The sequence below is a fragment of the Peterkaempfera podocarpi genome (assembly GCF_042466665.1).
Lineage (GTDB): Bacteria > Actinomycetota > Actinomycetes > Streptomycetales > Streptomycetaceae > Peterkaempfera > Peterkaempfera podocarpi.
The window spans coordinates 2,232,692-2,249,643 of record NZ_CP162102.1; the positions used below are offsets into that span (position 1 = coordinate 2,232,692).

The 16,952-nt window shown below is 72.7% G+C and carries 17 protein-coding genes and 1 pseudogene; 7 read left to right on the forward strand and 11 right to left on the reverse strand.

All coding sequences use genetic code 11. The features are described from left to right. Positions 1–106: 106 nt before the first annotated feature. Together AB0761_RS09850 and aceE are read left to right on the forward strand one after the other, a co-directional pair. Positions 107–730, forward strand: a complete 624-nt coding sequence (locus AB0761_RS09850; protein WP_377268591.1) for a GntR family transcriptional regulator — start codon at positions 107–109, stop codon at positions 728–730. A gap of 120 nt (positions 731–850) precedes the next feature. Further along, on the forward strand, positions 851–3,532 hold the full coding sequence (gene aceE / locus AB0761_RS09855; RefSeq protein WP_377268592.1) for a pyruvate dehydrogenase (acetyl-transferring), homodimeric type: 2,682 nt from the start codon (positions 851–853) through the stop codon (positions 3,530–3,532). A gap of 128 nt (positions 3,533–3,660) precedes the next feature. On the opposite strand, the gene AB0761_RS09860 is transcribed toward aceE, so the two are convergent. The 3 genes from AB0761_RS09860 to AB0761_RS09870 all read right to left on the reverse strand — a co-directional run bounded on the left by AB0761_RS09860 (position 3,661) and on the right by AB0761_RS09870 (position 5,739). Beyond that, positions 3,661–4,254, reverse strand: coding sequence for a DUF421 domain-containing protein (locus AB0761_RS09860; RefSeq protein WP_377268593.1), 594 nt, complete (start codon positions 4,252–4,254; stop codon positions 3,661–3,663). A 217-nt stretch (positions 4,255–4,471) separates the two neighbouring features. Then, positions 4,472–5,122 carry a tetratricopeptide repeat protein gene (locus AB0761_RS09865; protein ID WP_377268594.1) on the reverse strand — a complete coding sequence of 217 codons (651 nt, stop codon included), beginning with the start codon at positions 5,120–5,122 and terminating at the stop codon, positions 4,472–4,474. Between the two features lie 149 nt (positions 5,123–5,271). Then, a complete protein-coding gene (locus tag AB0761_RS09870) occupies positions 5,272–5,739 on the reverse strand; it encodes a hypothetical protein (protein ID WP_377268595.1) in 468 nt (155 codons plus the stop codon). Positions 5,740–6,104: 365 nt separating this feature from the next. Between AB0761_RS09870 and AB0761_RS09875 the strand changes: the two genes are divergently transcribed. Beyond that, positions 6,105–7,679 carry an alpha-amylase family glycosyl hydrolase gene (locus AB0761_RS09875; protein ID WP_377268596.1) on the forward strand — a complete coding sequence of 525 codons (1,575 nt, stop codon included), beginning with the start codon at positions 6,105–6,107 and terminating at the stop codon, positions 7,677–7,679. Between the two features lies 1 nt (position 7,680). Here AB0761_RS09875 and AB0761_RS09880 read toward each other — a convergent pair whose 3' ends face one another. After that, positions 7,681–8,835, reverse strand: a complete 1,155-nt coding sequence (locus AB0761_RS09880; RefSeq protein WP_377268597.1) for a methyltransferase — start codon at positions 8,833–8,835, stop codon at positions 7,681–7,683. 160 nt (positions 8,836–8,995) lie between these two features. On the opposite strand from AB0761_RS09880, the gene AB0761_RS09885 reads away from it, so the two are divergent. The 3 genes from AB0761_RS09885 (at position 8,996) to AB0761_RS09895 (ending at position 10,711) form a co-directional block, all read left to right on the forward strand. Further along, entirely contained in the window at positions 8,996–9,502 is a 507-nt protein-coding gene (locus AB0761_RS09885) for a methylated-DNA--[protein]-cysteine S-methyltransferase (protein ID WP_377268598.1), read from the forward strand. Between the two features lie 103 nt (positions 9,503–9,605). Beyond that, the gene (locus AB0761_RS09890; protein ID WP_377268599.1) at positions 9,606–10,097 is read left to right on the forward strand and encodes an RNA polymerase sigma factor; all 492 of its coding nucleotides are present in this window, start codon (positions 9,606–9,608) and stop codon (positions 10,095–10,097) included. Continuing rightward, positions 10,094–10,711, forward strand: a complete 618-nt coding sequence (locus AB0761_RS09895) for a methylated-DNA--[protein]-cysteine S-methyltransferase (protein WP_377268600.1) — start codon at positions 10,094–10,096, stop codon at positions 10,709–10,711. Before AB0761_RS09890 ends, AB0761_RS09895 begins: the two co-directional genes overlap by 4 nt. Before the next feature lie 59 nt (positions 10,712–10,770). Here the strand turns inward: AB0761_RS09895 and AB0761_RS09900 are convergent, their stop codons facing one another. The 6 genes and pseudogenes from AB0761_RS09900 to AB0761_RS09925 form a co-directional block, all read right to left on the reverse strand. Further along, on the reverse strand, positions 10,771–12,381 hold the full coding sequence (locus tag AB0761_RS09900; RefSeq protein WP_377268601.1) for a cellulose binding domain-containing protein: 1,611 nt from the start codon (positions 12,379–12,381) through the stop codon (positions 10,771–10,773). Between the two features lie 331 nt (positions 12,382–12,712). Beyond that, positions 12,713–13,081, reverse strand: coding sequence for a fluoride efflux transporter CrcB (gene crcB, locus AB0761_RS09905; protein WP_377268602.1), 369 nt, complete (start codon positions 13,079–13,081; stop codon positions 12,713–12,715). Beyond that, positions 13,081–13,523, reverse strand: a pseudogene (locus AB0761_RS09910) (DUF190 domain-containing protein). The gene crcB and the pseudogene AB0761_RS09910 overlap by 1 nt, the downstream one beginning before the upstream one ends. Next, complete coding sequence (locus AB0761_RS09915; RefSeq protein ID WP_377268603.1) at positions 13,520–14,026, reverse strand: fluoride efflux transporter FluC; 507 nt, start codon at positions 14,024–14,026, stop codon at positions 13,520–13,522. The pseudogene AB0761_RS09910 and the gene AB0761_RS09915 overlap by 4 nt, the downstream one beginning before the upstream one ends. A gap of 123 nt (positions 14,027–14,149) precedes the next feature. Further along, positions 14,150–14,995, reverse strand: coding sequence for an NAD(P)H-binding protein (locus AB0761_RS09920; protein WP_377268604.1), 846 nt, complete (start codon positions 14,993–14,995; stop codon positions 14,150–14,152). A 119-nt stretch (positions 14,996–15,114) separates the two neighbouring features. Further along, positions 15,115–15,459, reverse strand: a complete 345-nt coding sequence (locus AB0761_RS09925) for a DoxX family protein (RefSeq protein WP_377268605.1) — start codon at positions 15,457–15,459, stop codon at positions 15,115–15,117. A 108-nt stretch (positions 15,460–15,567) separates the two neighbouring features. On the opposite strand from AB0761_RS09925, the gene AB0761_RS09930 reads away from it, so the two are divergent. After that, on the forward strand, positions 15,568–16,065 hold the full coding sequence (locus AB0761_RS09930; protein WP_377268606.1) for a MarR family winged helix-turn-helix transcriptional regulator: 498 nt from the start codon (positions 15,568–15,570) through the stop codon (positions 16,063–16,065). Between the two features lie 230 nt (positions 16,066–16,295). Here AB0761_RS09930 and AB0761_RS09935 read toward each other — a convergent pair whose 3' ends face one another. Beyond that, complete coding sequence (locus AB0761_RS09935) at positions 16,296–16,778, reverse strand: hypothetical protein (protein WP_377268607.1); 483 nt, start codon at positions 16,776–16,778, stop codon at positions 16,296–16,298. Positions 16,779–16,952: the final 174 nt, after the last annotated feature.

Consider the following 16,952-nt stretch of genomic DNA (forward strand, 5'->3'; position numbering starts at 1 on the left):
TACCCACCCCCGAAGGGAACTCCGCCCGGGGTGAGGGCCGCAGGGGCCGACCTCGGCCGTATTGTCTAGGCATCCGCCGATCTCCCGACCCTCATCAGGAGCAGACATGGCCCCACCCGTCGTCCACTCCCTGCGCGACCAGATCCGCGAGCACATCATGGCGGGCATCGTGAGCGGGCGCTGGAAGCCGGGCGAGCGGATCGTGGAGCGGCGGATCGCCACCGAGCTGGACGTCAGCCAGACCCCCGTACGGGAGGCGCTGCGCGAGCTGGAGGCGCTGCGGCTGATCGAGTCGGCGCCCAACAAGGGTGTGCGGGTGCGCAATCTTGCCGCGTCGGACCTGGAGGAGATCTATCCGGTGCGGGCCGGGCTGGAGCAGCTCGCGGCCGAGCTGGCCGCGCCCCTGCTGGGCTCGGACGTCTCCGTACTGGAGCCCGAGGTGGCCGCGCTGCGGGATGCCGACCGGACCAGCGACGTCGAGGCCCAGGTGCGGCACACCGTCGCCTTCCACCGGGAGCTGGTGCGGGCGTCCGGGAACAGCGTGCTGCTGCACACCTGGGAGTCGCTGGGGATCGAGGTGTGGACGGCGCTGTCGATCCGCTGGCTGGGGACCCGGCAGCAGTCGTACGCGGAGGAGCACGAGGCGGTCGTGGAGGCCTTCCGGCGGCGGGATCCGCGGGTGGGCGAACTGGTGAAGGAGCATGTGCTCGGCTGTGCACCGCGTGCCTGACCTGCTGGCACGCGGTGCCATTTTGCTACCGAGACTTTTGATCGATCATCGATCAGTCCTACAGTGTCGACGGAGCCCACCGGTTCCGCCCTCCACGTCGTGTTCCAAAAGGCGGCCACCATGACCCACACCCCGCGTCACCAGGCGAGCGCACTCGACCAGCTCCCCGATCGCGACCCGGAGGAGAGCGCGGAGTGGGCCGCCTCACTGGACGCCGTCGCCGCGGCCGCCGGACCGCAGCGGGCGTCCTATCTGATGCGCCGCACCCTGGAGCACGGCGAGCGGGCCGGGCTGGCACTGCCCAGGACGCTGGAGACCGACTACATCAACACCATCCCCACCGCCGCCGAGCCCCCGATCCCCGGCGACGAGGCGATGGAGCAGCGGATCACCGCCTGGAACCGCTGGAACGCGGCCGCCATGGTCACCCGCGGCAGCCGCCTGGGCCTGGGCGGGCACATCGCCACCTTCGCGTCGGCGGCGTGGCTCTACGAGACCGGCTTCCAGCACTTCTTCCGCGGCAAGGAGGGGGACGGCTCCGGCGACCAGCTCTACATCCAGGGCCATGCCTCCCCCGGCATCTACGCCCGCGCCTTCCTGGACGGCAGGCTCAGCGAGGACCAGCTGGACCGCTTCCGACAGGAGGCGGGCGGCGACGGCCTGCCCTCCTACCCGCACCCGCGGCGGCTGCCCTGGCTCTGGGAGTTCCCCACCGTGTCGATGGGCCTGGGCCCGCTGTCGGCGATCCACCAGGCGCGCTTCAACCGCTATCTGCACAACCGCGGCATCAAGGACACCTCCTCCTCCCACGTCTGGGCGTTCCTGGGCGACGGCGAGATGGACGAGCCGGAGTCGACCGCCGCGCTGGCGCTGGCCGGCCGGGAGCAGCTGGACAACCTCACCTTTGTGGTCAACTGCAACCTCCAGCGGCTCGACGGGCCGGTGCGCGCCAACTTCAAGATCGTGCAGGAGCTGGAGTCCCAGTTCCGCGCCGCAGGCTGGAATGTCGTCAAATCGCTCTGGGGATCCGCCTGGGACGACCTCTTCGCCCTGGACACCACCGGCGCCCTGGTGCGGCGGCTGCGCGAGGTCCCCGACGGCCAGTTCCAGACCTATGCCACCCGGGACGCGGGCTACATCCGCGACCACTTCTTCGGCGCCGACCCCGCGCTGGTGGAGATGGGACGGGTGCTCAGCGACGCCCGGATCACCGAGTGCTTCACCACCTCACGGGCCGGCCATGAGCCGCGCAAGGTGTACGCCGCCTACCGGGCCGCCCTGGAGCACCGCGGCGCCCCCACCGTGGTCCTCGCCCAGACGATCAAGGGCCACACCCTCGGTCCCGGCTTCGAGTCCCGCAACGCCAACCACCAGATGAAGAAGCTGACGGGCAAGCAGTTCCGCGCCATGCGCGACCTGCTGGAGCTCCCCATCCCCGACAGCCGGCTGGACGGCGACCTGGTCCCCTACGCCCACCCCGGCGCCGACTCCCCCGAGGTCCGCTACCTCCAGGAGCGCCGGGCCGCGCTGGGCGGCCCCGCCCCGGCCCGCCGGATCCACCCCGCAGCGGCGCTGCCCGAGCCCCCCGCCAAGCCGTTCAAGGCGCTGAGCAGGGGCTCCGGCAGCCAGGAGATCGCCACCACGATGGCCTTCGTCCGGCTGGTCAAGGATCTGATGCGGGATCCGGCCACCGGCCCGCGCTGGGTGCCGATCGTCCCCGACGAGGCGCGCACCTTCGGCATGGAGTCTCTCTTCCCCAGCCACGGGATCTACTCGCCGCTCGGCCAGACCTATGACCCGGTCGACCGCGACCAGCTGCTGTTCTACAAGGAAGCCAGCAACGGCCAGATCCTCAACGAGGGCATCACCGAGGCCGGTTCGATGGCCGACTTCACGGCCGCCGCCACCGCGTACGCCACCCATGGCGAGCCGATGATCCCCTTCTACATCTTCTACTCGATGTTCGGCTGGCAGCGGACCGCCGACCAGATGTGGGCCCTGGCGGACCAGCTCGGCCGCGGGTTCCTGATCGGCGCCACCGCCGGCCGGACCACCATGACCGGCGAAGGCCTCCAGCACGCCGACGGGCACTCGCACCTGATCGCCTCCACCAACCCGGCCGCGCTGGCCTACGACCCGGCGTTCGCCTATGAGCTCGGCGTGATCGTCCGCGACGGACTGCGCCGGATGTACGGGCCGGACGCCGAGGACGTCTTCTACTACCTCACCGTCTACAACGAGACCAAGGTCCAGCCGCCGATGCCGCAGGGCGAGGGCGTGGAGGAGGGCATCGTCCGGGGCCTCTACCGCTTCCAGGAGGCACCGGCCCGGATCGGCGCCGACGCCCCCCGACTGCAGCTGCTGGCCTCCGGCACCGCCCTGCACTGGGTGCTGGACGCACAGGAGCTGCTGGCCGCCGACTGGGGGGTGGCCGCCGACGTGTGGTCCGCCACCTCCTGGAGCGAACTGCGCCGCGACGCCCTGGCCTGCGACGCCGCACTGCTGAACGGCGAGGACCGGGTCCCGTACGTCACCCGCACCCTGGCCGGCGCGCCCGGTCCGGTGCTCGCCGTCAGCGACTGGATGCGCGCCGTCCCGGACCAGATCAGCCAGTGGGTCGAGCAGGACTGGCACTCCCTCGGCACCGACGGCTTCGGCCTCTCCGACACCCGTGAGGCCGCCCGCCGCCACTTCGGGGTCGACCCCCAGTCGATCACCGTCGCCGCCCTCGCGGCGCTGGCCCGCCGCGGCGACGTCAAGCCGGAGTCGGTGCTGCAGGCCCGGCTGCGCTACGGGCTCTGACCCCACCCGGGTCCGGCTCCCCCGGGGGGCCGGACCCGATCGCGGGCCGCCACACACGCCGGAGCGCATCCTCGGCGCCGCCGGACGCGGGCAGATCCGCGCGATCCCTGGCGGCAGCGGAGGCCCGGTCATGCCGGTGGCGGCGCCAGTCGGTGCTCGAAGTCGGCGAGTTCCGCCCGGATCTGGGTGAGCAGGCGCTCGTGTTCTCGGCGCAGTTCACCGATGGTGGCGCCGCGGTGGCTCTCGTCGAGGGTGACGACCAGCGCACCGCCCGGGGAGAGGGTGGCGTCGGCGATCTCGCCGATGTCGTCGGCGCCCTGGCGGCGGCAGGCGGCCACGACATCGGCGCGGCGCAGCCCCAGCCGGTGCAGCGCATTCGGAATCACCCGGCCGTTGTGGATCAAGGTGGTGGAGCGCCCCTCGAACAGCCGGATCAGACGGGGATGGCGGTTGACCAGGCGCACCATCACGGCGTTGAGCGCGACCAGGACGGCCGCGCCGAGCAGGCCGCCGGTGAGGCTGTTGTCACTGCCGATGACCGCGTTCTGGACGACGTTGGACAGCAGCAGCATCACGACCAGATCGAAGCTGTTGAGTTGGGCGAGGTCCCGTTTGCCGCCCAGCCGTAGCAGCAGCGCCAGTCCGACGTAGACCAGAACGGTGCGCAACAGCTTCTCGACGGGCGGTATTTGGATGCTCCACAGGTCATGCCAGATCAACATCGGCTCTCCTTGCTCGCAGGTCGGTGACTGTCGGCTCCACCGCGTGCCGGTGGGCGCGCCGGGCAGACAGCTTGCCGGTAGTCCCCGCGAGTGATCAATTCCGCGTGAGCCGGTCACGGGCCGGGTGCCGGCCCACCGATGAGTGACCGTCCGACGGGCGTCCCCAACCGCGACGCAGAGCTGTCCACGTCCCGCACGGGCCCGCGCTGCCGCCCGGTCAGGGCAGCCGGAGCTCCGCGCGGGCCTCCTCGGCCGAGCGCAGCATGCCGTGGGATTCCGTCTTGGCGGCCAGCTCCACCGCCTCGCTGAGCAGCGCGGAGGCGTCGTCCTGCCGCTGCTGCTGGGCGGCGAGGTAGGCAAGCCCGATCAGGTTGGCGGCCACGCCCGGCAGGAACCCGAGCTCGCGCCGCAGGCGTGTGGACTCCTCGAGGTGCGCGCGGGCCGCGTCCAGCCGGCCCGCCATGTGGTCGGCGATGCCGAGGTGCCGCAGGACGTAGGAGGTGGTCAGCCGGTCGCCCGCCTGGCCGGCGAGTTCCAGGGCGCGCCGCAGGACGGGCAGGGCGGCCTCCGTGTCGTCGCGGACGACCTGGTGGAAGATGCCGACCCAGAACAGCGCCTCACCCTGGCCCCGAATGTCGCCCAGCCGCTCGTAGAGCTCCGCCGCCCGCTCGAAGAGTTCCAACTCCCCCGCGTCCGCCACCCGGTCCGCCAGGAAGCGGGCGTGCACCACCCGGCCTCTGGCCAGCCGGAGATCGGCCTCGACCGCGTCGAGCACCCGGTCTGCGGTGTCCGGTGCGGCGGCATCGCCGCCGAAGACGGCGCGCTCATAGAGCAGCTCGGCCTGTTCGATTCGCTCGTCGGCAGCCATGCCGGGATCCTAAAGCTTGTCCTGTGTGCTTGCTGCAGGACGGCGAAGTCGGGCGACCGAGCCCCCGGGGTCGACGTGATACCTGCCGCAGGCAGGGTCACGCCCACCTCACCTCGGCCCCATGACACGCGAGTTCAGCTTGGGACGCGTCAACGGACGTGGGTGGCTGCGGCGGCGATGAAGGCGTTGAGGCTGTTCTGCACATCTGCTTCGCGTTCGGACAGCTCCGCCCTGGTCGACGCCGAACGCAGGGGACCGACGGCGTCGAATGCGGCGACGGCAAGGGCGACAAGCGCGGAGTCCCCGGCGAGGAGCCGCACGCGGAACTGGGCGTTCTCTGCGGCGGCGCCGAGCCGGTCGCACTCGGTGAAGGCCTGCCGTGTCCCGGGGCCGTCCGGGATCTCCTGCAGCTGGAACCAGAGCGCCACGGTTGCCTGCTTGAGTGCCGTGACGGCTCCCGCGTAGGCGCTGTACGTCGTCAGCCGGTCCTGGCGCAGCTGTTGGGACCGGGCGAAGACCTCGGCTCGCGCACTCGTGTGGCGCTGGACGGCAAAGGTGACAAGTGAGCCCAACAAGGTTCCCGCCACCGCGATCAAGCTGGCCAGCACAGCTTCCATGGCCGCATCCCATCATGCAGAGGTACAGCTGCACAGCCCGGAGGGATGCCCGTCGACCGGTCAGTTCACCCCGGCTGCCCCTTGGTCTCGGACGCAGGACGCCGGCGAGCCCATGAGCAGCCGCATCGACATCGGCATCAACTGACGGTTCATCACCTTGGTGAGCATCCGCTGTGCCCGACCGGACCGGTGACCGCCGGGCGCACGACGGCGTGCGCTCGGTCCCATGGGCGCGGAGACGGAGCGGGGCCTGGACCGGTTGCCGCAGTCCGGGGGACGCGGACGGGCATTCGCCGGGCAGCGGCGACCGGGTCGGATACGGTGCCAGGGGTAGCACACCGGCGACCACCGAGGGGGTCCAGCCCATGGCCGGCGACCGACGACGCGTACCGGCCTGGCTGTCCGAGGCCGTCATCTACCAGGTCTATCCGCAGAGCTTCGCCGACTCCGACGGCGACGGCATCGGCGACCTCGCGGGGCTGACCGCGCGGCTGGACCACCTGGCATGGCTCGGGGTGGACACGGTGTGGCTCAATCCGTGCTTCGCCTCGCCCTTCGGCGACGCCGGGTACGACGTCTCCGACTACTTCGCCGTCGCCCCGCGCTACGGGACCGAGAAGGACGCCGACGCACTGATCGAGGCGGCCCGGCGGCGCGGGATCCGGGTGATGCTGGACCTGGTTCCCGGGCACACCTCCCATCTGCACCCGTGGTTCCAGGCCTCCGTACAGGACCCCGAGGACCACCGCTACATCTGGTCGGACCGGGTCGGTACCCCGGTTCGCGACTGGATCCCCAACCACGCCGCCCGCGGCGGCTACTACCTGGCCAACTTCTATCCCATCCAGCCCGCCCTCAACTTCGGCTATGCGCGGCCCCGCGAGGGCGAGCCCTGGCGGCAGCCGGTGGACGCGGAGGGGCCGCAGGCCAACCGGGCGGCGCTGCGGGAGATCATGGGGCACTGGTTCGGCCTGGGGGTGTCCGGCTTCCGGGTCGACATGGCGTTCTCGCTGGTCAAGGATGATCCCGGCCGGGTGGAGACGGCCCGGCTGTGGGGCGGGATGCGGGAGTGGATCGACCGCGCTCATCCGGAGTGCGTACTGCTCGCCGAGTGGGGGGACCCCAGGACCTCGGTCCCGGCCGGCTTCCACTCCGACTTCTTCCTGCACTTCCAGGACCGCCCGCTGCGCTCACTGTGGGACAACGGCACCGGCAGCCAGGGACGGTGGGCCGACGGCCGGCCCTGCTACTTCGACCCGGAGGGCCGGGGCTCCATGACGGAGTTCCTCGCGGGCTGGTACGCGGCCGACCAGGCCATCGACGGCGCCGGCCATGTGGCGCTGCCCACGGCCAACCATGACTTCTCCCGGCTGACCTGCGGGCCGCGGACCCGCGACATGGTGGCGCCCGCCTTCGCCTTCCAGCTGACCTGGCCCACCCTGCCGGTGATCTACTACGGCGACGAGATCGGGATGCGGTATCTGCCGGGCCTGCCCGACCGGGAGGGCAGCCAACTGGACGCGGAGGCCCGCCAGGGCTCCCGCAGCCCCATGCAGTGGGACGGCACCGCCAACGCGGGTTTCTCCACCGCCCCGGCCGACCGGCTCTATCTGCCGGTCGACCCGGACGAGGACCGGCCGACGGTGGCCGCCGCGACGGCCGACGAGTCCTCGCTGCTGCACCATGTGCGCCGGCTGGTCGCGCTGCGCCGGGCCACCCCTGCGCTCGGCACCGGGGGCTCGGTGGAGGTGCTCCACGAGGGCTACCCCTTCGTCTACACCCGGGGCGGCACCCATCTGGTGGTGGTCAACGGCCGTCGCGACCCAGCCCGCTTCCCCTCCCCCGCCGCGCGGCCGAGGCCGCTCGCCGTCCACGGTGTCCAGGTCCGGGACGGGGAGATCCACGCCGAGGGCTTCTCCTACGGCGTCTTCGAGCTCTGACTCACCGTCTGACCGACCTCAGCACCACGAACTTGGGGTTGCTGCTGACGACCTCGCAGTTGCCGAAGAGGCGCTTCAGCTGGACGTGGTAGCCCAGGTGGCGGTTGCCCACCACCCAGAGCTCCCCGCCGGGGCGCAGCGCGCGGCGGGCGCCGGTGAACATCCGCCGGGCGGTGGCGTCGGTGGTGGCGCGGTGGGAGTGGAAGGGCGGGTTGTTGAGCACCAGGTCCACGGTCCCCGGCGGTACCGCGGACAGGGCGTCGCCGACCAGGAACTCGGCCTTGGCCTCCGGCCCCGCGTTGGCCCGGAAGGTCTCCTCCGCGGAGGCCACGGCCTGGTGGGACTCGTCGATGAAGACCACTTCGGCCTGGGGGTTGGCCACCGCGGCCGCGGTGCCGACCACTCCGTTGCCGCAGCCGAGGTCGACGATCCTGGCGGGGCCGCGGCCCTCGGGGAGGCTGCCCAGGAGGAACCGGGTGCCGATGTCCAGGCGGTCGGCGCAGAAGACCCCCGCGTGGTTGGTGACGGTCAGCCCCGAGGCGGCGCCGACGTCGTCGGACAGCGTGTAGCGCAGCGGCCAGGGTGAGGCCTCGCGGGAGAGCTGCGGATCGGGGGTGCAGTGGATGAGCCGGGCCTTGCGTTCCGCGAGCGAGGTCCGGGTCGGGCCCAGGATCCGTTCGAACAGCCGGAGTGTGGAGGTGTGGATCTCGGTGACCATGCCGGTCCCGGCGACGACGGTCCCGGGGTGGACGGCGGGGGCCAGCCGGTGCAGCTGGTCCTCCAGCAGCGCCAGGCTCTTGGGCACCCGGACCAGCAGCAGGTCCACCCGCTCGGGCGGGGTGTCCCGGGTCGACAGCAGACGCACGGCCTCCGGGTCGATGCCGTTGCGCCGCAGATTGGCCCGGGTGGCCTGCTGGGCCAGGTACGAGTCGGTGATCTGCACGGGGTGCCGGTCGGCCAGGGCGGTGGCCAGGGCGCCCCAGCGGTCGCCGAGGACGGTGACGGAGCCCGGTTCGGCGCCGGCTGCGGCGCCGCTCCCGGCGAGATGCCGCAGCAGGTACTCGTCGGCGGCGTCCCAGGCGCGGAGCCGGTCGCGGGGGTCCTCGGGGAAACGGGCGAGATCGTACTCGCCCCAGGGCGTGCTCAGACGGTTCATCGTCCGTCCAGGCTATAGGCCCTGCCCGGCGGGACCTCCCACGCAGGCGGCCCGGCGGCGGCCCGGGGTGGCGAGGTCCGCGGCCCGGGGCGGTCCGGAGGCTCACATCCGGCGGTGGCCGGGCGTCTACCGGGTGTCGGGAACAGAGGAGGATTGCACCATGAGCACGAGCACGACCCACACCGTCGTCGACTCACCGCTGGGCGGGCTGACCGCCACCGCCGAGGGCGGTGCGCTGACCGGCCTGTACTTCCCCCGCCATCGCGGTATGCCCTCCGTGGAGAGTCTGGGGACGCGCACCGACGAGGGGTTCGAGGAGGTCCGGCGGCAGCTGGCGGAGTACTTCGCGGGCCGGCGAACCCGGTTCGAGCTGCCGCTGGCACCGCGCGGCGAGGAGTTCCAGCAGCGGGTGTGGCGGCTGCTCCGGGAGATCCCGTACGGGCGGACCCGCTCCTACGGGGAGCTGGCCCAGGAGCTGGGCGACCCCTCGCTGGCGCGGGCGGTCGGCGCGGCGAACGGGCGGAATCCGCTGTCGGTGATCGTCCCGTGCCACCGGGTGGTGGGCGCGGACGGGCGGCTGACCGGCTATGCCGGGGGTCTCGGGCGCAAGCGGTTCCTGCTGGAGCTGGAGGCGCCGGTCCCCGCCGCGGCGGGCAGGCTGTTCTGAGCGGGGAGGCTGTTCTGAGCGGGGAGGCTGTTCTGAGCGGGCAGGCTGTTCTGAGCGGGCGGCCTCACATTCCGGGCCGCCGGGACGTCTACCCGGTGTGAGCATGAGACCTTTCGAGCAGATCGTGACCGACCATGGCCCTGTGGTGCTGCGGGTCTGCCGGGCCGTGCTGGGGCCGGTGGACGCGGAGGACGCCTGGTCGGAGACGTTCCTGGCGGCATTGAAGGCGTATCCGGACCTGCCCGAGGACGCCAATGTCGAGGCCTGGCTGGTCACCATCGCGCACCGCAAGGCGATCGACTCCGGCCGCGCTGCCGCCCGCCGCCCGGTCGCGGTGGACCGGCTGCCCGAGGGGCCGTCGGACACCGGCCGGCCCGAGGACTGGGACGGCGACCTGTGGGCGGCGCTCAGGGCGCTGCCGCCCCGGCAGCGGTCCGCGGTGGCCTACCACTATCTGGCCGGGCTGCCCTACAAGGAGATCGCCGCGATCACCGGGGGCTCCCCGGACGCCGCCCGCCGTGCGGCGTCCGACGGGATCAAGGCCCTGCGCACCACCTATGCACATGCCACCAGCGAGAACGGAGAGAACCGATGACCACCGCACCCGGGGCCGACGCCGCCCTGTTCTCGGCGCTGCCCGGACGGGACGACGACGCCCTGGCCCGGCTGCACACCCGGCTGGCCGCCGAGGCCGAGCGCGAGGGCCTGCTCGATGTCGCCTACCGCACGCTGGAGACGCCCGTCGGGGAGCTGCTGCTGGCCTCGACCGTCCAGGGGCTGGTCCGGGTCGCCTTCCCCGGCCAGGACCACACCGCTGCGCTGGAGCAGCTGGCCGAGCGGGTCAGCCCCCGTGTGCTGCATGCACCGCCGCGGCTGGACGAGGTCGCCCGGCAGCTGGACGAGTACTTCGCCGGCCGCCGCACCCGCTTCGAGCTGCCGCTGGACTTCCGGCTCTCCAAGGGGTTCCGCCGCAGTGTGCTGGCCCATCTGACCGAGATCGGCTACGGCCGTACCGAGAGCTATGCCGAGGTCGCCACGGCGGCCGGCAGCCCCCGGGCGGTACGGGCGGTGGGGACCGCCTGCGCGACCAACCCGCTGCCGATCGTGGTGCCCTGCCACCGGGTGGTGCGCACGGACGGCTCGGCCGGCGGCTACGCGGGCGGCCCGCAGGCCAAGCTCACCCTGCTGACCCTGGAGGCGGCAGCCTGAGGCGGCCCCGCCCCTGGCGGGGACGGGGCGGCCGGGGCGGCGCGGCAGAGGTGGAGCGGTCAGGCGGCGGTGCAGGTGAAGACGGGGGCGGTGGTGGGGGCGGCGCCGTTGGCGTTGAAGCCGAAGCTGGTGCTGCCCGATGCCGCCACGGCACCGTTGTAGCCGAGGTTGGCGGCGGTGACGGCGGCCCCGCTCTGGGTGAGGCCGGCGTTCCAGTAGGAGGCCACGGTCTGGCTGCCGGGCCAGGTCCAGCCGACCTTCCAGCTGTGGGTGGCGGCGGTGCCGGTGTTGGTGACGGTGACCGTGGCGTTGAAGCCGGTGTTCCACTGGCTGTCCACATGCCAGGAGGCACTGCAGCCGCCGCCGGTCCCGCCGCTCGATGCCGCGGTGGTGGCGGTGACTGACGCGCTGGGGAGCCCCAGCTTGCCTGCCGTGTTCTGCGCCTGGACGGTGTAGGAGTAGGCAGTGGACGGGGTCAGGCCGGTGTCCGTATAGGTGGTGCCCGTCGTGGTGGCCACCACCGTCCCGTCCCGGAAGATGCGGTAGCCGGCGATGCCTGCGGGGTCGGTGGAGGCACTCCAGGACAGCGAGGCGGTGGTGCTGGTGGTGCCGGTCACGGTGAACTGCCCGGGGATCGTCGGTGTCTGGAGCCCCGGGTCGCCGGTCGTGGCACCGGTCACGCCGCCCTCGATGGTGCTCCCCCCGACGGTGCCGCCGGCGGTGGTGTACGCGACCGCGTTGTAGGGGGCCGGGCAGCCGCCGGAGCAGGTGCTCGGCAGGGAGAAGTCGTAGGTGCGGCCGCCCTGGACGAGGGCGTCGTCCACGTCCCGGACCCGGATGCGGTAGGACGTGCCGTTGGTGGTGGTCGGTGCGATCACAAAGGCCTGGCCCATGTCGGTCTGCCGCTGCGCGGGCTGCCAGGCGCTGCCGTCGTAGTACTCCACCCCGTGGATGCCGTTGGGGAGGTGGGTGACGGCGATGGCCGGCCAGTACTGCTTGGCGTTGGCCATGAAGCCGATGCCGATGTCACCGGTGTATCCGGGGGCGGGCTCGAAGGACCAGCTGATGTGGCGGTTGTTCCAGTGGTTCGGGTACATGTCGCCCACCGGCGTGCCGTTGTTGGCGAACCGGTTCAGCGAACCCTTGGACAGGTCCAGGTGGTTGGGGTCGTCCCGGCACCAGCCGTTGGGGTCGGCGCAGCTGTCGGCGACCAGCATGTCCAGGGTGGCTCCGTTGTAGGCGTCCTGGGTCCAGGAGCCGTTGCGGCAGAACGCCTGGCCGAGGGCGCCGTCGTTGGTGCCGGTGCAGTAGTCGCCGATCGTCACCCGCACCCAGCGGCCGCAGTTGAGGCCGTTGTCGAAGGCGCCCAGCTTCGCGGAGTCCGCGGCCGGTACCGGCCGGGTGTTGTAGGAGCCGTCGCCGGGTGTGTTGAAGACGTTCAGGGCCACGAAGTCCTGCGAGTCCAGGTTGGCCTGCGGGACTCCGCACCCTCCGTACGGCGAGCCGAGGCCGTCGAAGTAGGTGGCGTTGCCGGTGTTCGACGCTGCGGCCGCGGCGGATGTCGAGGCCGATGCGGTGGCGGTGGCGGTGGTGCAGACGGCCGTCACTAAGGCCAGGACGGCCAGCAGTACGGTCAGCAGCGGCCGTCTTGCGGTGCGCGGGGTGGTCACGACGTCCTCCGTGGGCGGAATGGGGGCCGTGCCAGGGGTGCTGACGCCGGATCCGGGCCGGGCAGGCGGGGGACGGCGGCGGTCAGCGCCCCGGCGCGGCTCTGCCGGGGCTCCGTGTGGGACGGGGCCTCAAAGGGGCGGTCCGACAGGCGATTCGCGCCGGCGGCGAAGGGGCGTCCACGCGCGATCCGGCGTGTCGCCCGTGGCCGGGGCAGCTGGTACGCGGCCTCGGCTCAGGGTTGGAGCACAGCTCCGACCTCCGAAAGATACCGGTCCGGGCAGATCCGGAACAGCGGGCGGCGGGGGCCGTCCGCGCCGGAGGCGGGAGCGGTCAGAAGGCGGCGACGGCCGCGTAGCCGACCGCGGCGGCGGCCAGGCCGGTGAACAGGCTGCCCAGCGCGTTCAGTCCGGCCTCGGCGAGGGAGCCGTTCTCCAGCAGGCGGACCGTCTCATAACCGAAGGTGCTGAAGGTGGTCAGCCCCCCGCACACCCCGGTCCCCAGCAGCAGCGACAGATCGGACGGCAGTCCGTCGACGGCGGCCGCCGCGGTGACGGCGCCCAGGATGAGGCAGCCGACGAGGTTGACGACCAGGGTGCCCCAGGGGAAGACGCTGTCATGGCGCTTCTGGACGGCGCGGTCGACCAGATAGCGCAGGGGCGCCCCGACCGCTCCGCCGAGGAACACCAGCAGAACAGCCATCAGCCGGCTCCTTCGACGTCGTCGCCACGGTCCGCCGCGGCAGGTGCGACGGGCGGCAGCGGGGGGACCACCTGCACCCGGTCCAGGGTGATCAGCGCCTGGGGGGCGGTCTCCCGTACCTGCGGCAGGAAGTCCTCGATGCGCTGCTCCTCGTCGACCAGCACCACCGCCACGGGCAGCTCCTCGGCGAGGTCCAGCAGCCGGGAGGTGTGGATGACGGAGCCGGCGCCGTAGCCCTCGATGCCGCGGAAGAGGAGGCGCCCGCCAGGCCGGCGCGATGGGCCAGGTGCACGATCTCGGCGTACAGCGGGCGGTGGTGGACCTGGTCGCTCTCGCCGACGTACACCGTCAGGCGCAGCGCGGCCCCCTGGAGCGGCTGTCGCGGGGAGCGGAGCGCGGGGGTCTCGTCCCGGCGGTGGTGGCGGTGCAGATGCGGGGTCATCGCGCCGGCCCCGGTGGGAGGGGCCGCGCCGCGGCGGTCCGGGCGGCCCGGCGGCCGAGGGTGCCGCCGGCCCAGGCCGCGGCCAGTCCGACGGCCAGGCTTGCGAAGGCGTAGGTGCCGGCGAGGGCCCAGGAGTGCGCGGCGAGCAGGCCGCGGATCTCCACGGTGTAGGTGGAGAAGGTGGTGAAGCCGCCGAGCACCCCCACGCCGAGGAAGGGCCGCACATGGCGGGAGGGCGGCCACACCTCCAGGACGTAGACCATCAGCAGCCCGAGAGCGAAGCAGCCGGTCGCATTGGTGACAAAGGTGGCCCAGGGGAAGCCGCCAGGCGGGGTGGGCAGCGCCCGGGCGAGACCGTAGCGGGCGAGACTGCCGATGCCACCGCCCAGCGCGATCACCGCCAGGACGTCCCACTGGCTGCGCGGCTGCCGGACCGGGCCGGCGCCGGCCGCTGCCGGCCGGGGTTCGGGCCGCCGGGCCTGCGAGGAATCTGCACGGGGCACCGGCACTCCTCGGGGCTCTGCGGGGTCGACACAGCCAGCCTACCGGGGTGGCCCGCCCCGGCCCGGTGGGGCCCCGCCGCCACGGTGGCCCTGCGGCGGCGGGGCGGGCCGGCCCGGCGGACCTCAGGCGACGGCCGGGCGGAAGGCGTCGATGTGGTCGGCTGCCCACTCGCTGAAGGTGCGCGCGGGCCGGCCCAGGATGCGCCGCACCTCATCGGTGACCAGGACGTCGCCGCCGACGGTGGATCCCAGATAGCGCAGCATCGAGGCCAGGGCCTTCTCCGGGATCCAGGGGTTGGCGGCCAGCATCCCCTTGAGTGCGGCCTCCGGGCTGATCTCCTCGTAGCGCAGCGGGCGCCGCAGGACCCGGCCGAGGATCTCCAGCTGCTCGGCGGAGGTCAGCACCTGCGGGCCGGTGAGCCGCGGTGCCTGCCCGAGCAGGTCGTCGCCGAGCAGGGCCTGCACGGCGACCGCGGCGAGGTCCGCCTCATGGACGGGCGAGGTGCGGGCCAGCGCCCAGGGTCCGCGGACCACGTCCCCGGCCTTCAGCTGCGGGGCCCACTGGAGCGCGTTGGCGGCGAAGCCGCCGGGGCGCAGATGGGTCCACTCGGGCGCTGCGGCCTCCACCGCGGCCTCCAGGTCGCGGTGGAGCGCGGCCGTGCTGCCCTCCCCCGACTCCTCGCCGCCCTCGGTCACCACCAGGGAGGAGACGGCGACGATCCGGCGCACCCCGGCTGCCTTGGCGGCGTCCAGCAGTGCGCGGGGGTCGCCGCCCACCCCGGCGATGTTCAGTACCAGGGCGTCCACCTGGTCGAAGTCCGGCTCCGTGGTGGCGCAGGCCTGGACGCCGTCGGGGAGGGACGCGGTGGCGGGGTTCCGGGTCAGGGCGCGTACGGCGGCGCCCCTGGCGGCGAGTTGGGCGACCAGCGGCCGGCCGATGGTGCCGGTGGCTGCGGTGACCAGGATCATGTTCCCTCTTTCGTGGTCTCGGCTCTGGTGGTCTCGGCTCTGGTGGTCTCGGCTCTGGTGGTCTCGGCCTTGGAGGTCTCGGCCTTGGAGGTCTCGGCTCCGGTGTCCCGGCGCGGGACCTACGCCAGGTCCAGCGCCAGGGCGGCCGTGGCCAGCGCCAGGAACGCCGCGGCGAGGCCGAAGTCCTTGTCGCGGACGCGGAGGTGGGCGCCGATGGCGAGGACGAAGAACAGCACGACGCCGATCGCGGCGGCGGTGCCGATCAAGCGCACGCCGAACAGCCCGAGCAGCATTCCCACCGCACCGGCGGCCTTGGCGGTCCCCAGCGTCGGCAGCAGGGAGTGGGACACCCCCACCGCGCTCATGTTGTCGAGGATCTTCTGGAAGCGGACGAAGTCGAGCACCGCCGAGAAGGTCAGATAGGCGATGTTCACCGCGGTGACGATGATGTACGCGATATGCACGAGGAAGCTCCATGGCCTCTTGCGTGATCGCCCGGAGTCTGCGGCACACAGCCCCTGCGATCCGTATGATATGAGAACCATAGCATAGAGATTTGAGATCCATACGATATGAACGACAAACCATCGGTCGAGACGGCCTCCGCCCGGCAGCGCCGCCGCCTGGGGGTGGAGATCAAGGACTCGCTGCGTGAGCTCAGCAACCAGCTGTCACTGCTGAACCACCAGGTCGGCGGTCAACTCGGCCTCAAGGACGTCGACTTCGACTGCCTCGATGTGATCGTCCGCCACGGCCCGCTCAACCCCAGCGCGCTGGCCCGGCGCGCCGGGCTGCACCCCGCCACGGTGACCGGCATCCTCGACCGGCTCCAGCGCGGCGGCTGGGTGGTGCGCGAACGCGACCCCGAGGCCGCCGACCGCAGGGCGGTGACCGTACGGGCACTGCCCGACCGGCAGGCCGAGGTGTACGGCCTCTTCAGAGGGATGAACTCCGCCATGGACGAACTCTGCGACAGCTACTCCGAGGACGAACTCCGGCTGCTGGCACGCTTTCTCAAGGGCACCGCCCAGGCCGGCCGAACAGCCACCGACGAACTGGCCGGGGACTGAGACAACGACCCCGCGGCGCTCGAAGCACCGCGGGGGTGGACAAAGGGCCACTCAGGACGCCGTCACCGCCGGCCCAGCCGCACCGCGGCGCCCGGAACCGCCCGTTCCGGGACACCGGCCCCGGGCACCGGACGCCGAACAGCCACCGACGAACTGGCCGGGGACTGAGACAACGACCCCGCGGCGCTCGAAGCACCGCGGGGGTGGACAAAGGGCCACTCAGGACACCGTCACCGCCGGCCCAGCCGCACCGCGGCGCCCGGAACCGCCTGTTCCGGGACACCGGCCCCGGACACCGGACGGACCACTGCGGCCCGGACCCTGCGGTGCGGCATCGCCCCGGGCAGCGCCGCCACCAGCGCGACCGCCGCTGTCACCACCAGCACCGGCAGCTGGGCCGCCGAGCCCGACCAGGCCAGATCGCCGTAGCGGTGGGCGACGAAGCCGTCGTAGAAGAGCCAGCTGACCACCGCCACCACCGGGGCCGCCCACGGCCTCGAGAAGCGCCCCACGGCACCGGCGAGGGCGGCGAAGAGCGCCAGTGACAGCCAGGACGCCCGCTCCTGGCCGGCCGCGGCAAGCGCCAGGCACAGCACGGTCGCCCCCACCGCGGCGACCGCCCCGGACATCGGTACGGCCAGCCTCGTGGTGACCCGCCGCAGCCGCGCACTGCCCGGCCGGGAGTAGTACATGGGCCCTCGGGTGACTGACATGCCGGCCTCCGCCGCTCGGTGCGCTCCGTCCGCCGGGTGCCGTCCGCGCCGCGGGCTGCACCCGCGACGGCACCAATGCCAGCGGACCACCCGCACCGGGCGGCTCGGAAGGCTCCTTGACGCGTTCCGTACGCCGCCGGGCCCTCTCCTTACGCCTCATTGACACCCCGGCAG

What these genes read in the sequence shown, in the direction of transcription:
- AB0761_RS09875 (WP_377268596.1), top strand. Translation starts at nt 6,105, where the DNA reads ATGGCCGGCGACCGACGACGCGTACCGGCCTGGCTGTCCGAGGCCGTC.
- AB0761_RS09880 (WP_377268597.1), bottom strand. Translation starts at nt 8,835, where the DNA reads ATGAACCGTCTGAGCACGCCCTGGGGCGAGTACGATCTCGCCCGTTTC.
- AB0761_RS09850 (WP_377268591.1), top strand. Translation starts at nt 107, where the DNA reads ATGGCCCCACCCGTCGTCCACTCCCTGCGCGACCAGATCCGCGAGCAC.
- AB0761_RS09860 (WP_377268593.1), bottom strand. Translation starts at nt 4,254, where the DNA reads ATGTTGATCTGGCATGACCTGTGGAGCATCCAAATACCGCCCGTCGAG.
- AB0761_RS09895 (WP_377268600.1), top strand. Translation starts at nt 10,094, where the DNA reads ATGACCACCGCACCCGGGGCCGACGCCGCCCTGTTCTCGGCGCTGCCC.
- AB0761_RS09865 (WP_377268594.1), bottom strand. Translation starts at nt 5,122, where the DNA reads ATGGCTGCCGACGAGCGAATCGAACAGGCCGAGCTGCTCTATGAGCGC.
- AB0761_RS09920 (WP_377268604.1), bottom strand. Translation starts at nt 14,995, where the DNA reads ATGATCCTGGTCACCGCAGCCACCGGCACCATCGGCCGGCCGCTGGTC.
- AB0761_RS09885 (WP_377268598.1), top strand. Translation starts at nt 8,996, where the DNA reads ATGAGCACGAGCACGACCCACACCGTCGTCGACTCACCGCTGGGCGGG.
- AB0761_RS09890 (WP_377268599.1), top strand. Translation starts at nt 9,606, where the DNA reads ATGAGACCTTTCGAGCAGATCGTGACCGACCATGGCCCTGTGGTGCTG.
- aceE (WP_377268592.1), top strand. Translation starts at nt 851, where the DNA reads ATGACCCACACCCCGCGTCACCAGGCGAGCGCACTCGACCAGCTCCCC.
- AB0761_RS09870 (WP_377268595.1), bottom strand. Translation starts at nt 5,739, where the DNA reads ATGGAAGCTGTGCTGGCCAGCTTGATCGCGGTGGCGGGAACCTTGTTG.
- AB0761_RS09930 (WP_377268606.1), top strand. Translation starts at nt 15,568, where the DNA reads ATGAACGACAAACCATCGGTCGAGACGGCCTCCGCCCGGCAGCGCCGC.
- crcB (WP_377268602.1), bottom strand. Translation starts at nt 13,081, where the DNA reads ATGGCTGTTCTGCTGGTGTTCCTCGGCGGAGCGGTCGGGGCGCCCCTG.
- AB0761_RS09935 (WP_377268607.1), bottom strand. Translation starts at nt 16,778, where the DNA reads ATGTCAGTCACCCGAGGGCCCATGTACTACTCCCGGCCGGGCAGTGCG.